Below are 22,499 nucleotides of genomic sequence, written 5' to 3' on the forward strand. Positions count from 1 at the left end.
GACCTCGTCCTGTTTTACTTCTTGCGGAAAGCGTCGAGCGAGACGACGTCGGCGCCCTTGCCGTGGGCCGGCTCTTCCGGTGTTTCCTTCTCGGCCGCACCGGCCTTTTTCTTTGGCGCGGCCTTGCGCTCGGCCGGCTTTACCACCGCGATCAGCTCCGGCTTGGCTGCATCTTCTTCAGGAGCGGCCGCGGGCTCTGCCTTGACCTCGAACTCGAGCTCGAAGTTGACCGAGGGATCGTAGAAGCCGCGCACGGCGGAGAAGGGGATTTCGAGCTTTTCAGGCACATCCGAGAAGGACAGACCAACCTCGAAGCCGGTATCGGTGACCTTTAGGTCCCAATACTGGAACTGGATGACGATGGTCATCTGCTCGGGATAACGCTCGTGCAGACGGCTGGAGATGCGCACACCGGGCGCGCCGGTCATGAAGGTGATGAAGAAATGGTGGTTGCCCGGCAGGCCTGTTCGCGCGACTTCCGCCAGGACCTTGCGCATGACGCCGCGCAGTGCCTCCTGGGCGAGAATGTCGTAGCGGATCTGGTCTTCGGCCATATGTCGATGCGGGTCCGATTGAATCGTTCCCTTACCTGTAATCAAGCTTGAGCCCGGCGTAAACCGGATATAGCGCGGTATTGAAGATGATCAGATTGCAGCCGGGCGAGGCTTGCCATATGCGCGCAGAAAGCAGCGCACGGCGTTGGTCGCGGCCGTTCTGAGTTGCTGCTCCGAGACTGTGTCGCCGAAGATCATCGCCATCTGCAGATCGGCGTTGACGAGGGCCAGGAACTGGCGGGCGGCGACGTCGGGATCGTCGATTTCGAGCCACCCGGCATGCGCCAGGCGGGCAAAACGCGCGGCAAGGGCGGCCCAGGTCTTTGCCGGACCATCCTCGCGCCAACCGGCGAAAAGTGCTGGGTAGCGCTCGCCCTCCGTATGCAGGAGCTTGCGCAGGAACTTGCCGTCGCGATTGCAGATGCAGTTCTGGTTGAGCCGTACCGCGAAGGCCACGAGGTCTGCTTCGAGATCGACCGGCTTGTCGGGGAAGGTGGCCAGCGTGTCGAAAACGCCGACATTGATCCGGTCAGTGATTTCTCGGACTACTGCGACCAGCAAATTCTCCTTATCGCCGTGATGGTTGTAGACCGTCTGGCGCGAGACGCCGGCCTCGGCTGCGATGAGGTCGATATTGGCGCCGGCAAAGCCCTCGCGGCAAAAGACGCAAGCGGCTGCATCGATGATGGAGAGGCGCTTGGCGCTGTGGCTGCGGGCGACCGCAATGTCAGGAGCGTTGGCAGGTGTCATGGAATTTTTATATACAGGTGATTGACGATTTGGACAAGTGTGTCTAAAAATATGTACTCGCTTCGAGATGACCGGTTCGGGAAGAGTCGGAATTTCGGACTGCGGAACGTCCTTGGATTACACGTCGCCGTCTTCTCGCGGCGGAAACCAGATCCGAAAGAATCACGCCATGACACCCCAATTCCTCCGCGTAGCGGTCGTGCTCGGCCTTTTGTCGGCCATCGGTCCGTTTGCAATCGACATGTACCTACCGGCGCTGCCGACGATCGGCGCCGACCTCAATGCCGGCACTGCCGCTGTGCAGATGAGCTTGCTCGTGTTCTTCCTGGCGATGGGCCTGGCACAGATCGTCGTCGGGCCGATCTCCGACATGATCGGCCGCAAGGCGCCGCTCTATATCGGGCTGGTGCTGTTTGCCATCGGCGGTGTGGGGGCTGCACTCGCGCCCAATATCGAGTGGCTGATCGCCTTCCGCGTGGTCCAGGGCCTCGGCGCCTCGGCCGGCATGGTGGTGCCGCGCGCCATCGTGCGTGACCTGCACACCGGCACTGAGGCGGCACGGCTGATGTCGCTGCTGATGCTGGTCTTTTCCGTGTCGCCGATTCTGGCGCCGCTGACCGGTTCGTTGGTGATCGAGGGCTTTGGCTGGCGCGCCGTTTTCTGGGTCGTCACCGGTGCGGCCGTACTGGCCATCGTGCTCTTGTCGACCTCGCTCAAGGAAACGCGCCCTGCCGCGCATCGTGCCGAAAGCTCGGTGCGCAGCGCGCTGAGCGGCTATCGCTTCCTGCTCGGCGACCGCAATTTCCTTGGTCTGACGTTCATCGGTGGCTTCGGCATTGCCAGCTTCTTCGTCTATCTCGCCAACTCGTCGTTCATCCTGATCGACCATTACGGCCTGTCGCCATCGGTCTACAGCGTGTTCTTCTCGATCAATGCGGTGGCCTTCATAGGCATGTCGCAACTGACGGGCTACCTGACCGAACGATTCGGGTTGCGGCGCGTGGTGCGGGTCGCGGTGGTCGGTTATGCGACGATGATGGTGGTGCTGCTTGCCGTATTCGCCTCGGGCGTCGACCGGCTTGATGTCCTGGCTGTCCTGCTGTTCGTCGGCTACGGCTTCCTTGGCCTGGTCATCCCGACGACCTCGGTGCTGGCGATGGAAGAGCATGGCGAAATTGCCGGGACTGCGTCCGCCCTGATGGGGACGTTGCATTTTGCCACCGGCGCGGTCGCCATGGCGGTGGCGGGCCTGTTCTTCGATGGCACGCCCCTGCCAATGGTGGTGGGTATCACCATGTCGGCGGTCATCGCCTTCGCGCTCGCCCAACTGACGCTCGGCCGCAGCCGCGACGTGGCGGTGGAAGCGCCGGCCGAATGAATTAGGTGGGGCCGGCGATTGTCGTCCGGCCCCATAGTTGTCAGTGCCGATGGCCTTACGATGACTTCGGGAGCGAGCCGAAATGTCGGGGCCATCTTCGTGCAGCCTTGATATCGTCTTATTTACCTATGAGCCGGTAAGTCACCGCCAAGACCACCGGAAGTAGAGCGACGACGCCCGAGGCCATCGAAAATCTTGAAATTCATTCCCTCCGCTTTGCTGCTGTTGTTCGCAGCAACGTTCTTGTGCGTGTGGTTGCTTGAGCGCCGCCGGCGGCATCTGCTGTTTTTCTCGCTGGCATTCGCAGCTGTCGGAAGCGCCACCATCGTGCAGTTCGCCTTGTGGCCCCCTGATATCGGCTACAACACGATCGTTTCCGCCATGCTCTATGCCGCAGGGCCGCTGCTGTTGGTCGAAGGTGTGCTCGCGCGCTCACGCAGGTCGATGCCACTGGGACTGCACGCGGCCTGGTTCGCGGCCATTGTCGGCCTGCTGTGCTATTTCTACTACGTCGACAACAACCTCCAGGTCCGCGTCTATGTGCTCAATATCGGCATGGGCTGCATCATCTTGAGCGGTGCGTGGAAGCTGCGGGACCTTGTGCGCGGCAACGTCATCGACCGCGCCATGGCCTGGCTCCTGCTTGGTCTTGGCCTGACCTTCTTCGTGCGCGTGCTGCTCGACGGCAGTTCGGTTCCGCCCGACGACGTCGACGCATTCTTCGAATCCGCATTCTGGATCTGGGCGCAGTTCAGTATGTCCCTGCTTGGCGCTACCCTGGGACTTGGGCTGCTGGTCGTCGCCTGTGCCGACATCGTTCTGGGGCTGAAGGCAGAGCGCGACACCGATCCGCTTACCGGATTGCTGAACCGCCGCGGCCTGCAGGGACGGGAGGCGCGCCTGCTGTCTGTCGCCCGGGGCAAGCCGCTTGGCATCGTTGCCTGCGACATCGATTGCTTCAAGACGATCAACGATCGATTCGGCCATGCCGCTGGCGACGTGGTGCTGGCGACATTCGCCGGGATCATGAGGAAGAAACTGCGGGCCGGCGACATAGCTGCGCGGACGGGCGGCGAAGAATTCATCATGGTGCTGAATTGTCCCCTGGACCAGGCATACAGCCTGACCGAGAAGTTGCGCCGCGAGATCGCAAGCGCCCATTTTGCCGGGCTGCCTGCGGATTTTGCCGTGACCTGCAGCTTCGGAATCGCCGAGTTCCATCCCGGCGAAGGGCTATGGGATGCGATCGGCCGCGCCGACAAGATCCTCTATGCCGCCAAGCGCGCCGGCCGCAACCGGACATTCGCGGAGGGGTTGCAATTGCCGAGCGCGGCGTAAGCCGGTTCAGGGTAGGCGCGAGCGTTCCCGGACGAAGGCCAGCCGTGCCTCAACCGGTGCCCTCGGCACCTCGACGAGATCATATCCGCAAGCCGTATAGCTTGCGACCATCGCGGCATGGGTGCGCTGGGCCTCGTCCTCATCCTGTTTGCGCTCGCTGTCCTGGGTGAATATTTCGGGCCAGTGCGGCAGGATGAAAACGCGGCTGTTGTAGCGGAACTTCTGTGCCGCGCTCTCGAAGTGTGGCGGCACCGGCAGGCCGACCAGGCTGGCATAGCCAATGACGTCAGGCACGCCGCGGTCGAACCAGACCGGCCCGGATGCGGCCATGGCGATGGCGTGCGAACGCATTTCCCATGACAACATGAGTTCGGCAAAGAGCGAGGTATCGTGCCAGGGAAGGGCGGTTCCGCCGATCGCGGCCTGATCCCTGATGATGCCGCGGCCCGCCTCGACCGATGTGGCATGGCCGGCCTCGGCGAGTGCTGAAATCAGCGTGGTCTTGCCTGAGCCCGGGCCGCCGGTGAGCACGAAGAAACGATCGGAATTTGGGGTTGTCATTGAAAGGTCTCCGGACAAGCGGGACCGGCCATGCACAGGCAGGCTGACATTGCGGGATCAACCACGCAACGCCGAAATCAGCCAAGGCCGGCAGCTCATGTTTGGGGAAAGCAGATTTGGGGAGATAAGTGGAGGTTTCTGTTGCCAGGTACCTCCGAACCCCGCCTAGAAGTGCGAACCTCTAGGGCTTAATTTGAAGCTATCGCACAGCTTACGCTGCGAGACGTGCTTCCGCATAGTTGTCGTTTGCAACTACAAGTTTAGCCCGATAACGGTGGTACAATGCCGAGCAAAAGTCCGATCTTTACACCCTCGTCGATCCTATTTCGCCCCCAGCAAAAGCCGTCGCTCACTGCGCGGCGGCTTTTGGTGGAGGCGCCGGGTACCGCCCCCGGGTCCGAATGGCTTATTACATCGGCAGTTTATCGCCATAGTCAGTCAAGCTGACGGATCGAATATAGGGAGGCTCGGCGAAAAAGGAAAGGTCGAACGGCAAGTCGAGCGGGCCATATGCAACAGTTTTATCAGACCACGCGAAGACGCAGGGTTGACTCGCGCGTTGCGCGAACCGAAGCTTCCGGCGCTGGGGGGAGCCTGCGTTGCGTTTACCGGTCAAGGCCGGCCTTTCCCACGGCAAATGAGCCAATTCGTCGATGAGGGGAATCCAAATGGCCGACTATCTTGCAGACGTGAAGAAATACGATGCCGGCGCCAAGGAAGAGGTGGTGAGCAAGATCGTCAAGCACCTGGGCATCGCGCTCCGGAACCGCGATTCCTCGCTGGTCTCGTGCACCGATCCCAAGGAACTCGACCGCGTCAAGGCCGGCTGGATCGCCAAGAAGCTCGGCGTCGAGGACGCCAAGAAGGCTGACGGCGCGATCGAGAAGGTCTGCAAGGCGATGTCGGCCGACAACACCAAGAATCGCGTCACCTTCTACTATCTGGTGGCCAAGGAACTCGGAAAGCTCGGCGCGCTCTAAGCCGTGCTGCTTCCAGTTCGGTTATTTCCTGCGCCGGGCCTCGCAGTCCGGCGTCGGTTGTTTGACGCGTGCCGGCGGCAGCATCCTTGCGCAGGAGGGGCTGCGCCCCAAATCGAGTGTTCGTTGCCTCAGGCCGGGCAGGTCCGCTATGATCGGACACTCTCCGAATCGAGCCCGACCGATGCGCCCCAGTCCCGACTTTCCCGAACATAGCGCCGCGGACGGCAGACAGTAATTCCGCCTACAAGGCTTCAGGCTCTCAGTCGAATGCCTTAGCCGCTTCCTGCCCGAGCACGCGGGCCTAACTCCGCCCAAAGGAGCGAACTTGCGCCACCCGGAATTCCAGTATCTCGACCTGATGTCCCACATCCTCGAAAAGGGGGACAAGCGGATCGACCGCACGGGCGTCGGCACCTTGTCGACGTTCGGCGCGATGCTGCGCTTCGACCTGTCGGATGGGACGGTGCCGATCCTCACCACCAAGAAGGTCTACTGGAAGCTGGCGGTGAAGGAGATGCTCTGGTTCCTGACCGGGGAAACCAACATCCGGCCGCTGCTGCAGGAGAAAGTTCGCATCTGGACGGACTGGCCGCTGGCCAAATACCGCAAGGAGACAGGTGAGGACGTCTCCCAGCAGGAGTTCGAACGGCGGATCGTCGATGACGAGGCGTTCGCCCTGCAATGGGGCGATCTCGGCCCGGTCTACGGCAAGCAGTGGCGCCGCTGGCAAGACGCCAACGGGGTCGAGCATGACCAGATCGCCAGTGTCATCGAGACACTGAAGACGAACCCGTCGAGCCGGCGGATGCTCTTCCACGGCTGGAACGTGCCCGAGATCGGGCAGATGGCGCTGCCGCCCTGCCACATGGTCTATCAGTTCCATGTCACCAGTGCCGGGCGGCTGAACATGCTGATTTTCCAGAGGTCCTGCGACCTGCTGCTCGGCGCCCCGTTCAATTGCATCGGCGGAGCGGCGCTCCAGGCGATGGTCGCCCAACAGGTGGGGTTGGAACTCGGAGACCTGGTCTGGATGGGCGGCGACATTCACCTCTACCTCAACCACTTCGAGCAGGCGCGAGAGCAAATGTCCAGGGAGCCGCGGCCGTTCCCGACCCTGCGGTTGCTGCGGAAGCCGGATAGCATCGATGGCTACAGGATCGAAGACTTCGAGGTGAGCGGTTACGATCCATACCCTCCGATCGCCGCGGACGTGGCCGTCTGACGGCAACCCAAGGCTGGGCATGCGCGCCCGGCGACACGTCGCCTGAACAAAGAAGCCATGGATCGCGTGAGCGTCCATGGCTTTGGTGGCGGCTTTATCCGGCCGCCTGCGGCAGTCTGTTCCGAGATCCGAACTAGCGCAGGACGGTGGTGACCTTGTCGCCTTCGTCGTTGAGCTGGATCGAGACCTGTTCGCCGACCTGGACGGGCGGAAGGGCAACGTCGCGCGGGATGGTGAAGCTCTTGCCGCTCTCGAGGGTGATGACGCGAGCGGACGAATTGAACTTGGCGATCATGCCATTCTGCGAGGAGGCGAGTGCGGCGCCGGACATCATGGCGAGTGAGGCGGCGGCGAGAACCAGAGTCTTCATCGAGTATTCCTTTCTTGGGAGTGACGCCAATATCGGCGACGTCCCAGTTCTAGCGGTCGCCTGTTGCGGGGCGTTTTCTGCCGCCGGAGAGAAGTGTTTCGTTTGTTTCAGAACTGCGACGACTGTCGAAATATGCAAGGACGAGCCGCCACAGTGGCCGCCTTGGGCAGTGGTCACGCAAGAGGTTCGCCTGGCCATGCCTGGAACGGCACGCAGCAAGCGACTGATGAACAGCAGGGAATTGGGGCGCCCGCGCTGGCTTCGGCGGGCAGGGGCGAGAAGCGGGGAATTGGGCAGCCGATTCCTGAGGCAGCTTGGCTGTGGCGAAAAGCAAATCCCCACCTGCTAGGCAACAGGCGGGGATTGAACGTGTCAAAAGGCGGGAAAAGTCAGATCGCCGGCAAGCTGGTCGCCGGGCTGCGTGGGCTGGCTCTGTGCCAAGGTCGCCGTTTGGCTCTTGAACGATCCACTGCATTCAAATGCGCGGCAATCATCGGGTCGACGATGTGGGGATCGGTCAGCGGTGCCATATGTCCTGCATCCGCAATCATGGCAAGGCGCGCACCGGGGATCGTTTCGGCGACAATCTCGGTGGTGCGCAGGCTGACGCTTGGGCTTTCGAGCGCCATGGCCACAAGCGTCGGGCATCGAATTTGGGCACAGCCGCCGGCCGGCCAGGAGGCGACAAGGGAAGCGGTAAGATCCGCGGTGGCCCGGGTGAGGTGAGAGGCGAGCGTCTGCCGCAGCCCCGGGCTGGTTCTCTGCCAGGCGCCGCGGGCATACCAGAAGTCGACATAGGCGCTCATGCCGCCTGCCGGGTCATGCACTGGGAGCGCCGCCTTCATCCTGTCGGCCAGCCCGACAAGCTCGGCGAACAATGCCCGATCGGATGGTGCTCCGTCGCGCAGCAGATGAAAAGCCGTCGGCTCGATGAGCGTCAGGCTGCGCACCAGTTCAGGCCGCGCCATGGCGATCTCGAGCGCGAGCGCGGCGCCCTGCAGATGGCCGACGAGGTGCATCGGCTCGTCGATGATCGCCTCGATTGCGGCCTTTGCGGAATCGGAACTGGCGTATCTGGAAAGATCTGGCGCGACCACCCGATAGCTGCCCCGGAGATAGTCCGCCAGGCCCTGCCATTGCTGGCCGCTGCTGGCTGAGCCATGCAACGCAAGCACTGGCAGTCGAAACTCCACCTCGGTGAAGTCTCGACTGCTCAACTCAGCCCATGTCGTGTTCATGGCCACGCTTTCGATCGGAAGAACCGTAGGCAAGCGAGTCGATTTCGCAGCGCGGAACGCCAATGTCCTTGAGCAGGTAGTCGTCCAGCTCGGACAGGTTCCGAACGGCGCGGTAATGTGCCCGCCGCGCGAGATAGGCCTCGATGGCAAGGCGAATTCTTGCCCCCTGGGAGAGGACGAAAGCAACAGCGGGGGACCGAATGGCAAGGGCAGACATTTGGGAGGACTCCGTCAATTGGCGACGCCAAGGATCGGCGACACTTCAGGTTTAGTTCATTTTCATTTCAGCTCGTTTTCAGGGAGGCGATGGAAGTGTTTCGTTTGTTTCAATCTGGCCGCTTCCAGGCGCACCACGGCTGTCCTGCTCAGTCGACAGGCGGATGCAACGCTGGGCATGGAATGAGCCGATTGGCGCCTCGGGGGGCCATGACGTCAGGCGAAAGACCGGGTGCTCCATGGATGGTGGAGCGCATCGGTGCGCTCTTGAACATGTAGCGCAACCGACCCGGCACGAACGGAGCCCCGAGCGAGGCCATTGCCGAGGAGGCTGGCTCCGTGCCTTTCGAGCGTGGTGCTTGTTGGGGCTGATGCGATGCGATCCCCTGGAAGCTGGGAAACTGCATGATCGATGCGAGGTCGGTGGCATCGGCTGCGCCGCATGCCGGCAGAACGACAGACAACGCCAGTAGGGTCCGTCTCATCTCAATTCTCCTCTTGGGATGATGTTCGATTGACTTCGTTCGAGCCCTGCGGCCGACGGCATCAACAGCCTGCCGGTTTTTTGGTAGGCTGTTGGGGTCCGCTGCGCAGACCATTTCCAGCGAAGTCGATGCAATTGAGTGTAGCGCGCGCGTGTTTCAGTTCGTTCTCGGCGTCGGGAGAAAAAAGTTTCGTTTGTTCGTTCAGACGACCCGGAGCCCGGAAAGACTGAAACAAAACGGTTTGGTTCGACCTCAAGCCGAAACAAAGCGCGACTATTCAGCGATCGGCGATCACGCCGCCGTGAAGACGATGCCGGGCTTTCCGTCGAGGAGACGACCTATGCAAGCTGACTGCCGAGTTTCGGATGCGCGAACTGGCTACGCGCTGTTCGACATCGACGACGTGCTCGAGGACGCCAATGCCGCAATCTACGGCGACAGCAGCGCCAGCATTGCCGGCGATGACGGGCCGGCCGATGTCGGCAGCGTCGTCGGCAAGGTTCTCCGGAACTTGAAGAGCTTCGACGGCATCGAGGTTGAGCCGACGGACGATTTCGCGCGTCACGCCGCAACACGCTGGCGCCAGGACAATGTGCCCCCGTTCGAAGCGCAGACGGTCGATGGCGGCTGGAGGCTCCTGACCAGCCACCCCAGGCCCAATGGCGGTGTCGCGCTGATCAGCACCGACATCACCGAGATGAAGCGTGTCCAGATCGCGCATCTCGACAGCGCCGAAATCTTCCGCTGCATCACCGACAGCCATCCGCTTCCGGTCTGGGTCGTCGACGAGGAAAGCAAGCAGATCGTCTACGAAAGCCTCGACGGTTCGCGCCTCCTGGGCCGCAAGTGGCGGCCGAACGAGCCGCAGTTCATCATCGACCATTTCGTCGACCCCGATGATTTCGAGAAGATCAGGGAACGGGTCGGCCACGACGACATCCTGCGCGACCATGAAATCGAGCTCAGGCGACCGAATGGGTCCAACGTCTGGTGTTCGACGAATTGTCGCCGGAGCCACTATCGCGGCCGGCCGTCGCTCGTCATCGGCGTGCTCGACATCACCGAACGCAAGAAGGCGGAGGCAATTGAGCGTGAAGCAACCGCACTGATGCAAATGGTGCTCGATGCCTGCCCGGTGCCCACGCGGATGTCGACGATCGAGGGAGAAACGCTCTACCGCAACCCGGCCAGCAGGGAGCTCTATGGCGACCGCGCGCATATCGGGAGCTATTACGTCAATCCCGACGATCGCAAGACGCTGGTCGGCGTCCTTATGGACAAGGGCTGCATCGATGATTTCCGGGTGCGGCAGTACGATGCCAACGACAACATCTTCTGGGGTTCGATCTCGGCGCGGCTGATCGATTTCCAGGGGCGGCCGGTGATCGTTTCCAATGCGACCAACATCACCGACATCATCGACGCCCAGAACCAGACCCGACAGGCAAGCGAGCGGTTGATCGACGCCATCGAGTCCCTGGCCGAAGGTTTTGCGCTTTACGACAAGGACGACCGCCTGGTCCTGGCCAACAGCCAGTACCGCAAGATGCATGCCCTCAGTGCGGACGTGCTGGTTCCCGGTGTCAATTGGTTCGACTTCCTGCGCGTGACCGCCCAGCGCAACCAGTTCCCGGTTTCACAGGACAGGATCGACGACTGGCTGGACGAACGGGCCAAGGACAGGCGGGAGTTCCGGCAGCAGGAATTCCAGCATACCGATGGAGGCTGGTTCTTCGTTTCAAACTGTCCGACCCGCGAGGGCGGGTTCGTGGTCACTCGTGTCGACATCACGGAACGCAAGCGCGCCGAACTGGCTGCGAAGGAGGCCGACGAACTGGTCCGGAAGGTCCTGGAGGCCTGCCCGGCCAGCATCCAGATGACGAGGGCGGAGGATGGAAAACTGCTCTACCGGAGCCCGGCTTCGGATGAACTGCTCGGCGGCGTCGACAACGCCTTCGACAGCTACGTCCATCCTGCGCATCGGAAGCAGTTTGTCGAACGCCTGTTGCTGATGGGCGAAGTCGACGATTTCGAAACACAACTGAAGCGCAAGAATGGAGAAGCATGCTGGTGTTCGCTCTCGGCAAGGCTGATCGATTTCCACGGCGACAAGGTCATTGTTTCCCACACCTATGACCTTTCCGACCGCATCGAGATGCAGCAGCAACTGGAGCGCCAGCGCGAAACGCTGCACCAGAACGAGAAGCTATCCGCGCTCGGCGGCCTGCTGGCCGGCGTAGCCCACGAGTTGAACAACCCGCTTTCTGTGGTGCTCGGCATGTCGTTGACGCTGAAGGAGACGGCGTCCGACCCCAAGACGGTCGAGCGGGCCGACAAGATCAGCAGGGCCGCGGAGCGCTGCGCGCGCATTGTCAGGACCTTCCTGGCGATGGCAAGGCAGCAACCGACAAGGACCTCGAATGTCGCAATCGACGACATCGTAACGGCAGCGGTCGAGGTCGTTGGCTATTCGATCAAGTCGTCCGACATATCGCTTTCGGTTCAGCGTGCACCTGATCTGCCCGCGATATGGGCCGATCCTGACCAGCTGACCCAGGTTCTGATCAACCTACTGGTCAACGCCGAACACGCGGTGCATGGCTGGGACGGCCCAAGAGACATCGTGATATCGACGGAACTGCAGCCGGAGAGCGGCAACATTCTCGTCAAGGTGGCAGACACCGGTCCGGGTATCCCGAACGAGATCCTGCCGCGCATCTTCGAGCCCTTCTTCACGACCAAGGAGGTCGGGGCCGGCACCGGGATCGGCCTATCTTTCTGCTATCGCATCATTCAATCCCACGAGGGGACTATTCAGGTCGAGACGAAGGAGGGTGGAGGATCGACCTTCGTGGTCTCGCTGCCCGCTTCCGACCGGCTTGCCGAGCGGTCCGAGACCGAGGCCATTGAACTGCCGAAGTCGACGGGACGCGTCTGCCTGGTGGTGGATGATGAAAAGGACGTCGGCGATCTTATCGCCGAGATCCTCACCCAGGACGGCTTCACGGTGATCGTTGCCGGGTCCGGCAAGGAGGCGTTGAAACAGCTGAAATCGCGAACATTCGATGTTATTCTGAGCGATCTGAAAATGCCTGAAATGGATGGCCGCAGATTCTACAATCATGTCTGCGATTTGCATCCGGCGGAGGCTGACAGACTGGCCTTTCTAACCGGAGACACGATCAGTCCGGACGCACAGGTGTTCTTGCGCGCGACGAAGCGGCCTTACCTGGAGAAGCCGGTCAAGCCGTTCGAACTGCGGACCTTCGTCTCCAGGCTGGTCAACCGCGATGCTTGAAAGGCTGTATTTGCCTGCCACCGCGAACAGGGTTAATTTCAGCAAAGGTGAGGAAGCGTTGACCGCTAACCCGCATATCGTTGTCTGCGACGACGAGCCGGATCTACGCGACACTGTCGCGGAGTATCTGGAACGGAATGGCTACGCCGTCACGACAGCCGATGCCGGCCCGGCCCTGCGCGAGATCGTCGACACCCAGCCCGTTGATGTCGTCATTCTCGATATCCGGATGCCGGGCGAGGATGGCCTGTCACTGGCTCGCTACATGCGGGAGCATTCGAAGGTCGCCATCATCATGCTGACCGGCTCCGCCGAGATCATCGACAGGGTGGTCGGCCTGGAGATCGGCGCCGACGACTACATCGCCAAGCCCGTCGACCTCAGGGAGTTGCTTGCCCGGGTCAAGGCTGTGCTGCGCCGCACGTCCGGGCATGACCAAGTCATTGGACAAGGCGATCATCTCGGCCCGCATGTTGTCAGGTTCGGCAATTGCCGGCTCGACCTGGAAACGCACAAGCTTTTCGATCCCGACGGTCTCGACATTGCCATCACGCCGATGGAATTCCGGCTGCTCAAAGTGTTTGCCGACAATCGCGGCAAGACGCTCAATCGCGACCAGTTGCTGGAGCTTGCCCACGATCGCGGCTGGGATCCCTTCGACCGCAGCATCGACATCCGGATTTCCCGGTTGCGAAAGAAGATCGAGAACGATCCCTCAAAGCCGGAAGTGATCAAGACGATACGCGGCGTGGGATACCTCTACTCGTAGTAGCATCGGCCATCTACGCACGCTGACCTGGTATTTGCACAATCAAGGTGCGGACAACCTTGGCTGAATCTGGACTACGGCCGGAGGGCGACATACAGTTTGCCCGTCATGGCGAACCGCCTTCCATATTGAGGCGGAGCGGCGAAAATCGCCCTGACGCGGGTTCGAACGTGCCATGGCTGAGGCCGCAGGCAAGGGAGCGGCGGCTGATGGACGTAGCGATTTTTGTGGCGATTGCCGAAAACGGGGTGATCGGGCGCGACAACGGCCTGCCGTGGAAGCTGTCGAGCGACCTTAAGCGCTTCAAGGCCGACACGATGGGCAAGCCGATCATCATGGGCCGGAAGACCTATGAGAGCATCGGCAAGCCTCTGCCGGGCCGGCTTAACATCGTCGTAAGCCGCGATCCGGCCTACCGGGTCGACGGTGCCGAAACGGTACAATCGGTCGAAGACGCCATTACGCTCGCCACGGCCAAGGGCCGTTGCACGCCAGGCGTCAGCGAAATCTGCGTGATCGGCGGTGGCGAGATCTATCGCCAAGCGCTGCCAGTGGCCGACCGGCTGCATGTCACGCATGTTCTGGCGAGCCCTGACGGCGACACGCGCTTCCCGACGATCGATCCGGCCCTCTGGTTGGCTGTTCGCTCCGAAGACTTGCCCGCCGGCGAAAAAGACAGCCATGCGACACGCTATACAGTTTACGAGAGGCGTCGCGGGGTGCATTGAGACGATGGTTTCATACATATGTAGTGAAATCAGAAGCGCTTACGGGCCATTTCGTTGAAAGCGCTTGATCGCATGCCTATAGATGGTGGTAGGAAATCTTCGGCCGTTTCAGGCGCGGCCGCCAATAATACCTAGTGAAAGGACTTTCATGCCCTGGAACAATCAAAATGGAGGCGGCGGCGGCCCATGGGGCGGCGGCGGCAGCGGCGGCGGCGGTGGCCCCTGGGGGCAGGGACCGCGGCCTAGTGGGCCACAGGGCTCGCCTCCTGATCTCGAAGACATCATTCGCCGGGGCCAGGACAAGCTGAAACGCGCGCTTCCGGGCGGCGGCGGCTCGAGCGCCATGGTGCTTGGCCTGCTCGGTGCAGGCTTGCTGGCGCTCTGGGCGTTCCAGGCGATCTACACCGTGCAGCCTGACGAACTGGCAGTCGAACTGCGCTTCGGCAAGCCGAAGCAGGAGCTGTCGCAGCCAGGTCTGCATTTCCATTGGTGGCCTATCGAAACCGTCGAGAAGGTCAACACGGCTGAAAAGCTGGTCAATATTGGTGAAGTGCGCGGCAGCACGTCATCCGGCCTGATGCTTTCGGGCGACCAGAACATCGTCGACGTGAAATTCTCCGTCGCCTACCAGGTATCCGACCCGCAAGCCTATCTGTTCAAGGTTTCCGAACCCGATGTGATGGTTCGCCAGATCGCCGAAAGCGCGATGCGCGAAGTGGTCGGTCGGCGTCCGGCACAGGACATCTTCCGCGACGACCGCCAGGGCATTGCCACAGGCGTGCGCGACATCATCCAGGATACGCTCGACCAGTACGGTGCAGGTCTGGCCGTCAACGCGATCTCGATCGAGGATGCAGCACCGCCGCGCGAAGTGGCCGACGCATTCGACGAGGTGCAGCGTGCCGAACAGGACGAAGACCGCTTCGTCGAGGAATCCAACCAGTATTCCAACCAGAAGCTCGGCCAGGCGCGAGGCGAGGCGGCCCAGATCCGCGAAGACGCCGCTGCCTACAAGAACCGTGTCGTGCAGGAAGCCGAGGGTGAGGCCCAGCGCTTCATCTCTGTCTATGACGAATATGCCAAGGCGCCAGACGTGACCCGCAAGCGCCTCTATCTCGAAACGATGGAAAAGGTGCTTCAAGGCTCCGGCAAGGTGATCGTCGAGCAAGGCAATGGACAGGGCGTGGTGCCCTATCTGCCGTTGCCTGAACTGCAGAAGCGCGCTCCGGCGGCGGGAGGCAACTGATGTCCAATCGTCTTCCCATCATCGGCGTCTTCGCCGCGATCATCCTGTTCCTGATCTGGTCGTCGATCTTCGTGGTCAACGAGCGCCAGCAAGTCATCGTGCTGCGCTTCGGCGAGATCGTCGACGTCAAGACCGAGCCCGGCATCTATTTCAAGGCGCCGTTCTCGATGTTCGAGGCCGACAACGTGCAGGTCATCGAGGACCGCGTGCTGCGTCTGGATCTCGACGACATCCGCGTCCAGGTCTCGGGCGGCAAGTTCTATGACGTCGACGCCTTCATCGCCTATCGCATCAACGATGCCCGCAAGTTCCGCTCGACCGTTTCGGGTAGCGTGGAACTCGCCGAACAGCGCCTGCGCACCCGCTTCGACGCGGCCCTGCGCCGCGTCTACGGCGTGCGTGGCTTCGAAGCGGCGCTCTCGGAAGAGCGCGCGGCCATGATGCGCGAGGTTCGCGACCAGCTGCAGCCCGACGCGACGTCGCTGGGCCTCGAGATCCAGGATGTTCGCATTCGCCGCACCGATCTCACCCAGGAAGTGTCGCAGCAGACCTTCGACCGGATGAAGGCCGAGCGTTTGGCCGAGGCCGAAAGGCTGAGGGCACGCGGCCGCGAAGCAGCGCAGCGCATCCGCGCCCGCGCCGACCGCGAAGTGGTCGAGACCGTCGCCGAAGCGCAGAAGGAATCGGAAATCCTGCGCGGTGAAGGCGAAGCCCAGCGCTCCGCGGTGTTCGCCAACGCCTTCAACCGCGATCCCGAGTTCTTCGACTTCTACCGGTCGATGAGCGCCTATGGTACCGCGCTGAATGCCGACGGCACGACAATGGTGCTGTCGCCGGAATCGGAGTTCTTCCGCTATTTCCGCAGCCCCGACAGCAACAAGGCAACGCCGGCGCCAGCCGCCGGCGCTGCTGCTCCCGCCGCCAGCAACTAAGCAGTGCGGGACTTTATCGTCGCCATGGGCCTGGTCCTCGTTTTCGAGGGCCTGGTCTATGGCGGCTTTCCTTCTGCGGCCAAGAAGTTGGCCGCACAGGTGACCGAAATGCCCGATGCGGTGCTCAGGACAGTCGGTCTTGCCGCCATCGTCATCGGCGTGGGCGTCGTCTGGCTCATCCGGGGATAACGGACGATTTATTCCGTACCGGTAGCAATGGCCGCAAACAGGCCTTATTTGTTTTCATCATGACGCTTCGCGTTCGGACGGCCCGCCGCGATCAATGCTCTGACAGCCTCGGGAGGCTTCCCTGATGATTTCCACGCCCCTTTTGCGCGCCATGCGAAAGGCCTCTCTGGCCGCCACGACGGCGCTGATGATCGGTGCGAGCGTCGCTCCGTCCTTCGTGACACCTGCTTTCGCGCAAGGGCCGGAATCGGTCGCCAATCTCGCCGAAGGCCTGCTGGGCGCGGTGGTCAACATCTCGACCTCGCAGACGGTGAAGGGCGGGGAAGGCGAGAACGCCGTCCCGATGCCGCAATTGCCCGAGGGATCGCCGTTCCAGGACTTCTTCGACGACTTCTTCAAGGACCGCGAAGGCCAGAACAATGGCGGCTCGCAGAAGGTGCAGTCGCTGGGTTCGGGTTTTGTCGTCGATGCCGAGCAAGGCATCGTGGTGACCAACAACCACGTCATTGCCGACGCCGACGAGATCGAGGTGAATTTCTCCGACGGCTCGAAGCTGAAGGCCGAACTGGTCGGAACCGACACCAAGACCGACATCGCCGTGCTCAAGATCGATCCCAAGGCCAAGAAGCTGACGGCGGTGAAGTTCGGCGATTCCAACAAGATGCGGATCGGCGACTGGGTGATGGCGATCGGCAATCCGTTCGGCCTCGGCGGCACGGTGACGGTGGGCATCATCTCAGCGCGCAACCGCGACATCAATTCCGGCCCCTATGACGACTTCATCCAGACCGACGCCGCGATCAACCGCGGCAACTCGGGCGGACCGCTGTTCAACATGGAAGGCGAGGTCATCGGCATCAATACGGCGATCATTTCGCCGTCGGGCGGCTCGATCGGCATCGGCTTCTCCATACCGGCCGAGATAGCAACCGGCGTGGTCGAGCAACTGACGCAGTTCGGCGAAACCCGTCGCGGCTGGCTAGGCGTCCGCATCCAGCCGGTGACCGACGACATCGCCGAGAGCCTGGGCATGGCAACTGCCAAGGGCGCGCTGGTGGCCGGCATCATCAAGGGCGGGCCTGTCGACAACGGCATCATCCAGCCGGGCGACGTGGTCATCAAGTTCGACGGCAAGGATGTCGTCGAAATGCGCGATCTGCCGCGCGTTGTTGCCGAGAGCCCGGTGGGCAAGGCGGTCGATGTGGTGATCGTGCGCAAGGGCGTCGAGCAGACGGTGAAGGTAACGCTCGGAAGGCTCGAGGACGGCGAGAAACTGGCCGAAGGCGAAGCTGCCAAGCCGGAAGAGGGCGCTGAAAAGGGGGCCGAAGTCGCAACAGCGAGCATGCTCGGCATGACCATCGGCGAGCTCAACGACGACACGCGCGCCAAATTCGGCATCGCGGCCGATGTGTCGGGCGTGGTGGTGACGGCGGTTGCCAAGGATTCGGCAGCTTCCGAGCGTGGCATCGCCGCCGGCGAGGTGATCACCGAGATCGCCCAGGAATCGGTGTCGACGCCGAAGGAGGTGATGGACCGCATCTCCGCGCTGAAGGAACAGGGCCGCAAGAACGCGCTGCTGATGCTGGCTTCCAAGACCGGTGAACTGAGGTTCGTGACGATCCGCATGGATTGAGGCCGGGAATCCGGCTTTGTCGGAGTAACTGGCGACATCCTATGGGATGTGCTATGTTTTCTCCGGATGCGTGTCGTACTGGATACCAACGTACTCGCTGCTGGCTTGCGCAGCCGGAATGGCGCATCTTTTGCGGTCCTTGGACATGTCGCTGAGATGCACCTCCGCCCGCTGGTGACGACGGCATTGTTCTTGGAATACGAGGCCGTGTTGCGTCGGCCGGAACATCGTACGGCGCATGGCTTGTCGAACGCGGAGATCGATCGCTTCCTGGCAGGTCTTGCTGGTTTGGCTGAAGCGGTTGAAGTCCATTTTCGCTGGCGGCCGCAACTGTCGGATCCAAAAGACGAGATGGTGCTTGAGGCCGCCGTGAACGGCCGTGCGGAAGCCCTCGTGACACACAACGTCAGGGATTTTCAAAAAGTCTCGGAGCGTTTCGAACTGAAGGTAATCAGACCAGCAGAATTGCTCCAAGGATTAAGGCGATGAGCAAGGCAACCTACCCACTCAAGCTGCCGCTGTCGGTGAAAGAAGCGGCTACACGTCTGGCAAAGGCTGACGGTGTATCACTCAATCAATGGATAGCATCTGCAGTGGCGCAGAAAGTTGGCGTTGTCGAGACGGCGGCTGATTTCCTCCGCCGTCGTGCAGGCGAGGCCTCGGCCGAAGACTTCTCCGCGATACTGGATAAAGTGCCCAATGCGCCGGCAGATGAGGGCGACGAATATCCGGATGGGCACAAGAAGATTGAAAAAGGCGGCTAGTTGGCCGCCTTTTTCCGTTCCTGCCACTGGCTGCGGGACAGCCTGTAGAGCAGGTGCCGCTTCAGTTCCGGGTGCGTGTCGGGAACGCGCGGGTGGTCGAAATCGCCGGACGGGTCGTGGCGCATGCCGAGCCGCTGCATGACGGCTGTGGAGCGAAGATTGTTCCACACGGCAAAGGAAACGACCTCGTCGTCGCCAGCCACGTCGAAGGCAAAAGCGAGCCAGGCCTCGGCGGCTTCAGTGACGTAGCCCTTGCCCCAATATTCCGGTGCGAGGCGCCAGCCGATTTCCATGGTGCCTTTGGGAATGAAGGGCTCGAGGTCCGTGCGTACGATGCCGACGAAACCGATGCATTCGCCGGTGTCGGCAATCTCGGCGGCGGCAAAGCCGAATCCGTCGCGGTCGATGCCGGCGGCCAGGCGATCGAGCAACTCGTCGCTCTCGGCCCTATTGCGGCGCATCGGGAAAAATTCCATCACCGTTTCATCGGCGTTTATGCGGTGAAACAACTCGCGGTCGCGATCTTCCCAGTTGCGCAGGATCAGGCGCTGGGTGCTGAGCGGTTCCATCAGGCGAAGTCGCTGCGGCTGTAGCCCTGGAGATAGAGCAGGGCGGTGAGGTCCGCGTGGTCGATGCGGATCCTGGCCTCCGCGGCGACGGAAGGCTTGGCGTGGAGAGCGACTCCGCTGCCTGCCAGGCGGATCATGTCGAGGTCGTTGGCGCCGTCGCCGACGGCGATGGCATCGTCCACGGTGAGGCCGAGGCGCGCGGAAATCTCGTTCAGCGCGTCGGCCTTGGCGGCGCGGCCGAGGATAGGCTCGGAAACCTTGCCGGTGAGGCGACCGTCGGCTTCGATCAGGTGATTGGCGCGGTCTTCGTCGAAGCCGAGCTTGGCAGCGATGCGGGAGGTGAAGACGTCGAAGCCGCCAGAGACAAGTGCGGTGTAGGCGCCATGCGCCTTCATGGTGGCGACGAGCGCCTTGCCACCCGAGGCGAGGGTGAGGCGGGTGTCGATGATGCGGTCGATGACCGAAGCGTCGAGGCCGGCGAGCAGTGCGACGCGTTCGCGCAAGGCCGGCTCGAAGGCGATTTCGCCATTCATCGAGCGCGCGGTGATGTCGGCGACGCGATCCTTGACGCCGATCTCGTCGGCGAGTTCGTCGATGCACTCCTGGTCGATCATGGTCGAATCCATGTCGGCGATGAGGATCTTTTTCCTACGCGTTGCGTTGTCCTGAACGGCGAAATCGATGGCTTCGCCGGCGAGCAAGGGAGCAAGGGCTGCATTCCCATCGTCGACCGAAAGCCCAGATGGCAAGGCGATGTCGCAGGCGATGTTGGCGTCGAGCCACACAATGGCGCTTGCACCAAGGGCGCGAGAGGCCTTATCGGCAAGGGACGGCCGCAGCAGAGCGCGGTCTGGATGGGAAATCAGCGTGGCGACGAGCGGCATCGAAAATTCCGATATAGGCGAGGGGCGCATCAAGAAAGCGACCCTGATAGCCGGGCCGACCGCCAGCGGCAAGTCGGCGCTGGCGCTTAAGCTTGCCGAGCGCGACGGCGGCGTGATCGTCAATGCCGATTCGATGCAGGTCTACGACGTGCTCAGCGTGCTGACGGCTCGGCCGGGCGCCGAAGACCTCCGCCGCGCGCGGCATTTCCTCTATGGCCACGTGTCGCCGGCGACGGCCTATTCCACCGGTACTTGGCTGCGCGACGTGGCGGTGCTGGCAGACAACGGCCTGTTCGACGACAAGCCGCCGATCTTCGTCGGCGGGACCGGGCTCTATTTCCGGGCCCTGGCCGAGGGCATCTCGGAGATGCCCGACATTCCGACGGAAATCCGCGACCGTTGGCGCTGGCGGCTCAACGAGGAAGGCGCGCCGAGACTGCACCGGTTGCTGATGCGGGTCGACAGCGAGGTTGCGATGAAGCTCAAGGCCAGCGACGGCCAGCGCATCGTGCGTGCGCTGGAAGTGCTCGAAGCTTCGGGACGTTCGATCCTGAAATGGCAGGCCGATCGCGGCCATCCGATGATCGACCTCGCCAGCGCACGCTTCCTCGTCATCGAGCCGGAGCGCGAACTGCTCATCAAGCGTATCGACCTGCGCTTCGACAAGATGCTGGAGCTTGGTGCATTGGAAGAGGTGAAGGCGGTCACGGCGATGAGGCTCGCGCCTGAGCTGCCGGCGATGAAGGCGATCGGCCTGCGCGAACTGGCAGCCGCGATCGCCGGTGAAACAAGCTTCGAAGAGGCCATAGAACGGGCCAAGATCGCGACGCGGCAATATGCCAAGCGGCAGTCGACATGGTTCCGCAACCAGTTCGGACCGGAATGGCAAAGGATCGGCGGCGAGACCGGCGAAAAGAACGAAACCACAGCGACATAGCCATTTGCGCTGGGCGGATTAACCCTCCGTAAGTCGCGGCATGGCATAAGGCCTTGGGGATCAATCAGGGTAGCCATGCGCTTTCACAAGGCTGAAACCGCGTTTTTCGTTTTCATCGCGCTGATTTTGACCGCAGCGCTGGCGACCTTCTATGCCTGGACACTTGTCGAGGGGCCGGCCGACGCGCTGTACATGCCCGGGCGCGTCGAGAGCATCGAAATTCTCCAGAAATTGCTTTTGGCAATCGCCGTGCTTTTGGCCGGGACACTGGTCTATGGGCTGTTCTTCATCTTTCCCCAGATACGAACCCAGGTGAAGGAAGGCGGCAAGCTGCGCGAGATGACGGCTTCGCTGAGCGCGCGCTCGCGCAATCTGGAGCAGGCGGCCCTGACCGACGGTCTCACCGGCATGCAGAACAGGCGCTATTTCGACGACGCGCTCAGGGAATATCTCGGCGAGTTCGGCCGTATCGACAAGCCGGTCGGGCTGATGATCCTCGACCTCGACCATTTCAAGCAGGTCAACGACACCTACGGCCACGACGCCGGCGACGAAGTGCTGCGGTCCGTCGCCAAGTGCCTGCAGAGCATGACGCGCTACCACGACGTGGTGGCTCGGCTCGGCGGCGAGGAATTCGCCATCGTCGCGCCCAACATGGATCTCGAGCTGTTGCAGCGGGTTGCCGAGCGCATGCGCAAGGCGATCGCTTCGCTTGCCATCGAGACAGGCGGTGCCCAGCTCAACGTGACGTCCAGCGTCGGCCTAGCCCTGTGGGACAAGGCAGAGACCGCCGAGGAATTCTACCGCCGCGCCGACAAGCAGCTCTACGAGGCAAAGCGACAGGGCCGCAACCGCGTCTGCGCCTGAACTTTCCGAAGGCGTATTGCAGCCTGGGCGCTCCGGTCCGTGCCTCGTCCGGACGTTGTCGAGTGGCCGGCCAATGCCCGATTTACGTTCGGTCCCATCGGCACCATGTGGTGGCAGCTGAGCGATTGCCGTGGCCGAAGGCGCATCCTTTCTCAATGCAATTTCACTGCAATTTCGTCCGAGGTTCCGGACTTACCGTCTGTGCGACGCAATGCTCCCGACAGTTCCCAAGCTGCAAAGAGGAGCAAGTCGTGGGCATTTCCTACGTTAAATCGCCGACGCGAAACCCTGGTGTGGATCACGCCGGCAACAGGGGGCTTTCGCTTATCGCATGGCTGGGCGCCATGATCGCCGAGGTGCGGAGAGAGACAGCGCTGGACGATCTCGGCGAAGGACAATTGGAAGATATCGGCATCAGGCGTCTTGCGCAGAGAGGGCGGTGGATTGATGGCCTCGAAACGTCACTTCCCTTCGACTTCGGATACTCCACCACTCCGCATTCCCCCGCGGCGGCCGAAGGGCACAAACAGCTTCTGAAGCCAATCGCAACCGACTGAGGCCGAACGGGATCTCTGGCGCACACAATTTAGT

General features: G+C 62.0%; 24 protein-coding genes and 1 other RNA gene. 16 read left to right on the forward strand and 9 right to left on the reverse strand.

The window, feature by feature from the left end; genetic code table 11:
* Window positions 1-14 precede the first annotated feature (14 nt).
* Together O1Y97_RS12760 and O1Y97_RS12765 are read right to left on the reverse strand one after the other, a co-directional pair.
* Complete coding sequence (locus O1Y97_RS12760; RefSeq protein WP_318761266.1) at window positions 15-554, reverse strand: SspB family protein; 540 nt, start codon at window positions 552-554, stop codon at window positions 15-17.
* Between the two features lie 90 nt (window positions 555-644).
* Window positions 645-1,304 carry a TetR/AcrR family transcriptional regulator gene (locus tag O1Y97_RS12765; RefSeq protein WP_318761267.1) on the reverse strand — a complete coding sequence of 220 codons (660 nt, stop codon included), beginning with the start codon at window positions 1,302-1,304 and terminating at the stop codon, window positions 645-647.
* 169 nt (window positions 1,305-1,473) lie between these two features.
* Here O1Y97_RS12765 and O1Y97_RS12770 point away from each other — a divergent pair, with 169 nt between their 5' ends.
* Window positions 1,474-2,682, forward strand: coding sequence for a multidrug effflux MFS transporter (locus O1Y97_RS12770; RefSeq protein WP_318761268.1), 1,209 nt, complete (start codon window positions 1,474-1,476; stop codon window positions 2,680-2,682).
* Window positions 2,683-2,877: 195 nt separating this feature from the next.
* Window positions 2,878-4,020: a GGDEF domain-containing protein gene (locus tag O1Y97_RS12775; protein WP_318761269.1), complete on the forward strand. Its 1,143-nt coding sequence runs from the start codon at window positions 2,878-2,880 to the stop codon at window positions 4,018-4,020.
* A gap of 6 nt (window positions 4,021-4,026) precedes the next feature.
* Here the strand turns inward: O1Y97_RS12775 and O1Y97_RS12780 are convergent, their stop codons facing one another.
* Together O1Y97_RS12780 and ssrA are read right to left on the reverse strand one after the other, a co-directional pair.
* On the reverse strand, window positions 4,027-4,581 hold the full coding sequence (locus O1Y97_RS12780; RefSeq protein ID WP_318761270.1) for an AAA family ATPase: 555 nt from the start codon (window positions 4,579-4,581) through the stop codon (window positions 4,027-4,029).
* A gap of 127 nt (window positions 4,582-4,708) precedes the next feature.
* Window positions 4,709-5,068, reverse strand: a transfer-messenger RNA (tmRNA) gene (gene ssrA / locus O1Y97_RS12785).
* A gap of 181 nt (window positions 5,069-5,249) precedes the next feature.
* On the opposite strand from ssrA, the gene O1Y97_RS12790 reads away from it, so the two are divergent.
* Window positions 5,250-5,561: a DUF2853 family protein gene (locus O1Y97_RS12790; RefSeq protein WP_108607664.1), complete on the forward strand. Its 312-nt coding sequence runs from the start codon at window positions 5,250-5,252 to the stop codon at window positions 5,559-5,561.
* 325 nt (window positions 5,562-5,886) lie between these two features.
* On the forward strand, window positions 5,887-6,783 hold the full coding sequence (gene thyA, locus O1Y97_RS12795; protein ID WP_318761271.1) for a thymidylate synthase: 897 nt from the start codon (window positions 5,887-5,889) through the stop codon (window positions 6,781-6,783).
* A gap of 133 nt (window positions 6,784-6,916) precedes the next feature.
* Here the strand turns inward: thyA and O1Y97_RS12800 are convergent, their stop codons facing one another.
* From O1Y97_RS12800 to O1Y97_RS12810, 3 genes are all read right to left on the reverse strand, one after another.
* Window positions 6,917-7,153, reverse strand: coding sequence for a DUF1344 domain-containing protein (locus O1Y97_RS12800; RefSeq protein ID WP_108607666.1), 237 nt, complete (start codon window positions 7,151-7,153; stop codon window positions 6,917-6,919).
* A 389-nt stretch (window positions 7,154-7,542) separates the two neighbouring features.
* Complete coding sequence (locus O1Y97_RS12805) at window positions 7,543-8,391, reverse strand: alpha/beta fold hydrolase (RefSeq protein ID WP_318764206.1); 849 nt, start codon at window positions 8,389-8,391, stop codon at window positions 7,543-7,545.
* The gene (locus tag O1Y97_RS12810) at window positions 8,372-8,608 is read right to left on the reverse strand and encodes a DUF1127 domain-containing protein (protein WP_318761272.1); all 237 of its coding nucleotides are present in this window, start codon (window positions 8,606-8,608) and stop codon (window positions 8,372-8,374) included. The genes O1Y97_RS12805 and O1Y97_RS12810 overlap by 20 nt, the downstream gene beginning before the upstream one ends.
* 824 nt (window positions 8,609-9,432) lie before the next feature.
* On the opposite strand from O1Y97_RS12810, the gene O1Y97_RS12815 reads away from it, so the two are divergent.
* From O1Y97_RS12815 to O1Y97_RS12855, 9 genes are all read left to right on the forward strand, one after another.
* Window positions 9,433-12,390: a PAS-domain containing protein gene (locus tag O1Y97_RS12815; protein WP_318761273.1), complete on the forward strand. Its 2,958-nt coding sequence runs from the start codon at window positions 9,433-9,435 to the stop codon at window positions 12,388-12,390.
* A 58-nt stretch (window positions 12,391-12,448) separates the two neighbouring features.
* Window positions 12,449-13,159: a response regulator gene (locus O1Y97_RS12820; RefSeq protein WP_108609837.1), complete on the forward strand. Its 711-nt coding sequence runs from the start codon at window positions 12,449-12,451 to the stop codon at window positions 13,157-13,159.
* A 209-nt stretch (window positions 13,160-13,368) separates the two neighbouring features.
* Window positions 13,369-13,887: a dihydrofolate reductase gene (locus O1Y97_RS12825; RefSeq protein ID WP_318761274.1), complete on the forward strand. Its 519-nt coding sequence runs from the start codon at window positions 13,369-13,371 to the stop codon at window positions 13,885-13,887.
* Window positions 13,888-14,035: 148 nt separating this feature from the next.
* Window positions 14,036-15,133 (forward strand): FtsH protease activity modulator HflK, encoded by a 1,098-nt coding sequence (gene hflK, locus O1Y97_RS12830; RefSeq protein ID WP_318761275.1) that lies wholly within the window; start codon window positions 14,036-14,038, stop codon window positions 15,131-15,133.
* Window positions 15,133-16,065: a protease modulator HflC gene (gene hflC, locus O1Y97_RS12835; protein ID WP_108607672.1), complete on the forward strand. Its 933-nt coding sequence runs from the start codon at window positions 15,133-15,135 to the stop codon at window positions 16,063-16,065. Before hflK ends, hflC begins: the two co-directional genes overlap by 1 nt.
* Before the next feature lie 3 nt (window positions 16,066-16,068).
* The gene (locus tag O1Y97_RS12840; RefSeq protein ID WP_183260429.1) at window positions 16,069-16,254 is read left to right on the forward strand and encodes a DUF2065 domain-containing protein; all 186 of its coding nucleotides are present in this window, start codon (window positions 16,069-16,071) and stop codon (window positions 16,252-16,254) included.
* A 124-nt stretch (window positions 16,255-16,378) separates the two neighbouring features.
* On the forward strand, window positions 16,379-17,887 hold the full coding sequence (locus O1Y97_RS12845) for a DegQ family serine endoprotease (protein ID WP_108607674.1): 1,509 nt from the start codon (window positions 16,379-16,381) through the stop codon (window positions 17,885-17,887).
* A 66-nt stretch (window positions 17,888-17,953) separates the two neighbouring features.
* On the forward strand, window positions 17,954-18,376 hold the full coding sequence (locus tag O1Y97_RS12850; RefSeq protein WP_318761276.1) for a putative toxin-antitoxin system toxin component, PIN family: 423 nt from the start codon (window positions 17,954-17,956) through the stop codon (window positions 18,374-18,376).
* Complete coding sequence (locus O1Y97_RS12855) at window positions 18,373-18,651, forward strand: pilus assembly protein HicB (protein WP_318761277.1); 279 nt, start codon at window positions 18,373-18,375, stop codon at window positions 18,649-18,651. Before O1Y97_RS12850 ends, O1Y97_RS12855 begins: the two co-directional genes overlap by 4 nt.
* Here the strand turns inward: O1Y97_RS12855 and O1Y97_RS12860 are convergent.
* Window positions 18,648-19,220, reverse strand: a complete 573-nt coding sequence (locus O1Y97_RS12860; RefSeq protein WP_318761278.1) for a GNAT family N-acetyltransferase — start codon at window positions 19,218-19,220, stop codon at window positions 18,648-18,650. The two genes, O1Y97_RS12855 and O1Y97_RS12860, sit on opposite strands and share 4 nt — an antisense overlap.
* Window positions 19,220-20,104, reverse strand: coding sequence for a phosphoserine phosphatase SerB (serB, locus tag O1Y97_RS12865; RefSeq protein ID WP_318761279.1), 885 nt, complete (start codon window positions 20,102-20,104; stop codon window positions 19,220-19,222). Before serB ends, O1Y97_RS12860 begins: the two co-directional genes overlap by 1 nt.
* Here serB and miaA point away from each other — a divergent pair.
* From miaA to O1Y97_RS12880, 3 genes are all read left to right on the forward strand, one after another.
* The gene (miaA, locus tag O1Y97_RS12870) at window positions 20,088-21,041 is read left to right on the forward strand and encodes a tRNA (adenosine(37)-N6)-dimethylallyltransferase MiaA (RefSeq protein WP_318761280.1); all 954 of its coding nucleotides are present in this window, start codon (window positions 20,088-20,090) and stop codon (window positions 21,039-21,041) included. The two genes, serB and miaA, sit on opposite strands and share 17 nt — an antisense overlap.
* 75 nt (window positions 21,042-21,116) lie before the next feature.
* A complete protein-coding gene (locus O1Y97_RS12875; RefSeq protein ID WP_108607678.1) occupies window positions 21,117-21,908 on the forward strand; it encodes a GGDEF domain-containing protein in 792 nt (263 codons plus the stop codon).
* A gap of 251 nt (window positions 21,909-22,159) precedes the next feature.
* Window positions 22,160-22,465, forward strand: a complete 306-nt coding sequence (locus O1Y97_RS12880) for a hypothetical protein (RefSeq protein ID WP_318761281.1) — start codon at window positions 22,160-22,162, stop codon at window positions 22,463-22,465.
* Window positions 22,466-22,499: the final 34 nt, after the last annotated feature.

The sequence above is a fragment of the Aminobacter niigataensis genome (genome assembly GCF_946995915.1).
GTDB classification, from domain to species: Bacteria; Pseudomonadota; Alphaproteobacteria; order Rhizobiales; family Rhizobiaceae; genus Aminobacter; species Aminobacter niigataensis.